Here is a 5,041-nt window from a genome sequence, read left to right as displayed (position 1 = left end):
GCCAGAGCTGATGCCCGCCTGCACCTGAAAGCGCTCCAACAGATCCAGAATCAGGGATCCCCCGTCCCACCACAGCCAGTCGATCTGGGCCGGCATCAGCGGGGATCCGGTTAGCTCGGCTTGCACATGGGTGCCGGCAGAGCCCAGCAGCAGCCAATGGGATCCCTCTGTTTCTAAAGTCAACACCAGGGGGTTGGTGTGGATGGCCTGTAGGCTCAACCGCTGCGACACCGGGATCCGGTCGGCAGGCTGCAACACTCGATAGGGGATCCCGGCAGCTTGCACAGCACTGAGGGAGCGCAGGTAACTTTCGGAAGCCGCATTAGCCCCTCCCCCGTCCCAGAATTGCCCAATCGCGTTGGCGGGACGTACTCCTTTGGAGAAAGCCGACAGCAGGATCTCCCAGCCGCCATTGGCAGAGCCGACAGAGGTCATGGCCACCGCTCCATCCAGACGGCGCAGGCCCCGCTGCCGCAAAAAGGGCAACACCGTGCGTTCTGCCAAACGGGGATCCCCGCTGTTGAGCAAGAGGTGGCGCCCTTCCGCTTGAATGGCCAGGATGGGAATTCGTCCACTGGCCAAGGCGGTAATTTGGACCGGCGGCCCCGGCCACATCCTTGGACCCAGGAGGATGGCGGCCATGATCAGGGCTGTGCCCTGCCAGCGGAAGGCCTGTCGCCACCGCGGCCAAAAGGTTAGGGCCACCAGCGCGCCGTAGAGGAGCAAGCACTGGAGCAGAGAAACTCCGCCGGTGTAGTAGGAGCTGAAGGGCCAACCGGCTATCCAGCTCACCCAGTTGATTAAAGGCGTGATCAAAAACGTCAAGGGCCGGGCCAGCAGGGATCCCAGCCCCGGCCAGAGCAAAGCCCCAAACGCCACCCCGAACCCCGCCACCAGCAGCGGCAGCAACAGGATCATCAGCAGGGGATTGGCCAGCAGTGAATAGGTGGGGATGCGGCCAAAGATGGCCACCTGCAGCGGCAAAGTCCAGATCTGGGCGGCCAGAGGAACGGCCAAGGCGGTGGCCACAGCCGGAGGCAAAAAGTCCAGCCGGGAAACAATTGGGGCTGTTCCGACCAGCAGGCCCAGGGTGGCGGCAAAGCTGAGCTGAAACCCCAGGTCTGTAATCCACAGCGGCTCGTAGATTAAGAGCAAAACTGCCGCCACCAGTAGCGTCCCCAGGGGATTGAGCTTCACCTTTCCTTCCAGGCGCGGCTCCGTCAGCACCACCATGGCCGCCGCCCCCATCAGTGCCGCTCGCAACACCGAAGGGCTGAACCCCGTGAGGGCGGTATAAAGCCCCAGCACCGCCAGGATGCTCCCCTGCTGCAGGCGCACCGCCAACCGCCGTGTCAGGACAAACACCACCCCCACCAACAGCGACACATGAAACCCAGAAGCGGCCAGCGCATGGGCCATGCCGATTTCCCGGAAGGCATCCTGCAAGTCGAAATCCAATTGGGCGGCCCGGGATCCCAGCACCAAGGAAGCCAACAGATTCCCCTGCCGCTCCCCCAATCCAGCAACGAACGCCTCTCGCACCCGCCGCCGCAACACCCAGCCCCCCCAACCTCTTCCCCCCGGCTGCAGGATCACCTCACGGGCGCTGAAGCCGGCAAAAGCCCCCTGGCGCTGCAGGTAGGCTTGAAAATCAAAGCTGCCCGGGTTCAAGGCCGGACTGGGAAGGTACAGGGATCCCGTCAGGCGCACCCGTTGGTTGGGGTGGAGATCCTTGTCCTGGAGGGCCTCAGGGCCGGTGGTGACGTAGAGCTTGCCGCTGACCTGGCGGGCCGTGGAGTCGGCGTTGAGCACCTGCTCTGCTCTCAGCCAAAATTGCCGCCGTTCGCTGCGGGTGGGACGAGGTTCCGAGAGGACGGTGCCCACCAAGTTCATCTGCTGCTGGGGGGCCAACAGGCTGATATCCGTCGGCCCGGGAAAAGGCTGCCGCCAACCCAGGTAACCCCAAGCCAGACACCCCACCAGACCCATCGCCAGCCAAGTGCGGGCCAGACGCGGTTGCCGCCGGCACAGCAGGGATCCCGCCAGCCCCAATCCCAGCAGGATCCCCCAGCCCCACCCGGCAGCCTGGGGCCAAGCCCGCACCAGCAGGCCCAAGATCCAGCCCAACCCCAGCAGATAGGTTCTTTCCATGTGCCGCAGACCCGTCTGCCCCCCACTGTACCGATGTGGTCAAGCGGGATCCATTGCGTTGTCTTAACCTTGCTCGCCTGCCGAAAGAATTGTATTAAAGGATACTCTTTCTCGACCTTGGCAAAGGGAGTGTAGATTAGGGCTGGTCGCGCCAGCGGGATGTAGTCCTTGGCAGTTTCCTGCGCCGGCATCCTGAAAACGACCCTAAAACGACCCTAAGTTATCTGTCCCCTTCCCCGCTGTTTCCCCTAGACCCTATGCGCATCCGATCCATCCGCGTTCTCAGTGGCCCCAACTACTGGAGCATCCGTCGTCATAAGCTGATTCAAATGCGGCTTGATCTGGAAGACTTGCAGGAGCGACCCACCAACACCATCCCGGGTTTCAAAGAAAGGTTGGAGGCCCTGTTGCCGGGACTGTGGGAACACCAGTGCTCCCGCGGCTGCTATGGGGGATTCTTGCAACGGGTGGAAGAGGGCACCCTCATGGGCCATGTGGTGGAGCATGTGGCCTTGGAACTGCAGACTCTGGCCGGCATGAAAGTGGATTTTGGCCGCACCCGCGAAACCTCCACCCCCGGCACCTACAACGTCGTGTTCGAGTATCAAGAGGCAGAGGCCGGGCGCTTTGCGGCCAAAGCTGCAGTCTACCTCTGTCAGGCTTTGGTGGATGGAGAAGACTACCGCCGCGACCTAGAACTGGACATTCAAGAGTTGCGAGAGATCCGAGAGAACGTCCGCTTCGGCCCCAGCACCCAAGCTTTGCTGGACGAGGCCGCCCTGCGCGGGATCCCCTATCTGCGCCTCAACAAGGGATCCCTGGTGCAACTGGGGTACGGCGTCTACCAAAAGCGCATCGAAGCCACCACCACTGAAAAAACCAGCATCATTGCCGCCGACCTGGCCGCCGACAAGCGGGCCACCAAAGAACTGCTGCAGGACATGGGGATCCCGGTGCCCAAGGGCTATACGGTGCGTCGCCGCAGCGAGTTGGCAGCCACCATCGAGGATGTCGGGGGCTTTCCGGTGGTGATCAAGCCCCTTAACGCCAACCACGGCAAGGGCATCACCGTCAACATCACCAGCCTGGAAGCCGCCGAGATCGCCTACGATGCCGCCAGCCAATACTCCGATGTGGTGTTGGTGGAAAAGCACCTGGTGGGGGATGACTACCGACTGCTGGTGATCAACAACAAGCTGGTGGCTGTGGCCAAGCGGATCCCAGCCTATGTGGTGGGAGATGGCCGCTCCACCATTCAAGAGCTGATCGACGAAGTCAACAGGGATCCGCGGCGGGGGTTTGGCCACGAAAACGTGCTGACCCAAATTAGCGTTGATGACATGACCCTGCGTATCCTCGAAAGCAAAGGCTACACCCTGGATACGGTGCTGCCCAAAGGAGAACATTGCACCCTCAAATCCACCGCCAACCTGAGCACCGGCGGCATCGCCGTCGATTGCACCGATATCATCCATCCCTACAACGCCTTCATTGCCGAACGGGCAGCTCAGATCATCGGCCTGGATGTGGCGGGCATCGACCTCATCTGCCCGGACATTGCCCAGCCCGTCAACGAAACCGGTGGCGGCATTGTCGAGGTGAACGCTTCTCCGGGTTTGCGCATGCACCTGGCCCCCAGCGAAGGGATCCCGCGCAATGTGGCTGAGCCCATCATCGACATGCTCTTTCCCCCCGGCAGCCACACCCGCATCCCCATCCTGGCCGTCACCGGCACCAACGGCAAAACCACCACCACCCGCCTGATCGCCCACATCCTCAAAGGCATCGGCAAGCGGGTCGGCTTCACCACCACCGACGGCGTTTACATCCAAAACCATCAAATTGCCAAGGGAGACATGACCGGCCCCCACAGCGCCCGCCTGGTGCTCAGGGATCCCACCGTAGAAGTGGCGGTGCTGGAAACGGCGCGAGGCGGCATTTTGCGAGAGGGGCTGGGGTTTCCGGAATGCGATATTGGCGTGGTGCTCAACGTAACCTCAGATCACCTGGGGTTGGGGGATATCGAAACCCTAGAAGACATGGCCCGCGTCAAATCCGTCTTGGTGGAAGCGGTACACGAGCGGGGCTACGCTGTCTTGAATGCCGATGATGGTCTGGTGGCCGCCATGGCCGCCAATGTCAAGGCGACAGTGGCCTATTTCAGCATGAACCCGGAAAATCCCCTCATTCAAAAGCACATTGCTTCCGGGGGCATAGCAGCTGTCTATGAAGAGGGCCACATCTCAATTTTGAAACGGGGCTGGAAACTGCGCATAGAAGATGTAACCAAAATTCCCCTCACCCTCTCTGGCAAGGCCAGCTTCATGATCCAAAATGTGCTGGCCGCTACTTTGGCAGCCTTCCTGCACGGGGTTTCCATCGACGACATCCGCATGGCGCTGGGCACCTTCACCAGTTCTGTAGCCCAGACCCCCGGTCGCCTCAACTTGTTTGATGTAGGGGGCTACCAGGTGTTGGTGGACTATGCCCACAACCCGGCAGGTTACGAGGCCATTCAAAGTACCCTAGAGCGCTGGGATTGCCAACGAAAAATTGGGGTCATCGGCGGGCCTGGGGATCGGCGCAACAGCGACCTACGAGAGTTGGGAGTCTTGGCAGCGCGCATGTTCGACCGAGCCATTGTCAAAGAAGATGATGACCGGCGAGGACGGGAACCAGGCGAGGTGGCCGCCCTAATCCGGCAGGGTTGGGAACAGGAAAAGGCAGGGGATCGTCTGCAGGAAATCTTGGATGAGGCAACTGCTATCGAAACCGCTCTGGAGAAAGCCGAACCCGGAGACCTGGTGGTGATCTTTCCGGCGGATGTACAGCGCACCATCCAGATCATCACCCGCTTTCAAGACAAGCTCAATCCCAAACCCAGTTACCG

Annotated in this window: 2 protein-coding genes; one reads left to right on the top strand and one right to left on the bottom strand. The window is 61.3% G+C overall.

Annotated elements, in window-relative coordinates; translation table 11 throughout:
* On the bottom strand, positions 1 to 2,151 hold a 2,151-nt coding region (locus tag NW820_RS05700), incomplete at its 3' end, for a ComEC/Rec2 family competence protein (RefSeq protein ID WP_414406924.1).
* 257 nt (positions 2,152 to 2,408) lie between these two features.
* Between NW820_RS05700 and cphA the strand changes: the two genes are divergently transcribed.
* Positions 2,409 to 5,041 (top strand): cyanophycin synthetase (gene cphA, locus NW820_RS05695; protein ID WP_414406923.1); only part of this gene is annotated, 2,633 nt, incomplete at its 3' end.

Source organism: Synechococcus sp. R55.7 (genome assembly GCF_047461955.1).
Taxonomy (GTDB): Bacteria; Cyanobacteriota; Cyanobacteriia; order Thermostichales; family Thermostichaceae; genus Thermostichus.
This window is presented reverse-complemented; position numbering and strand designations above follow the sequence as displayed.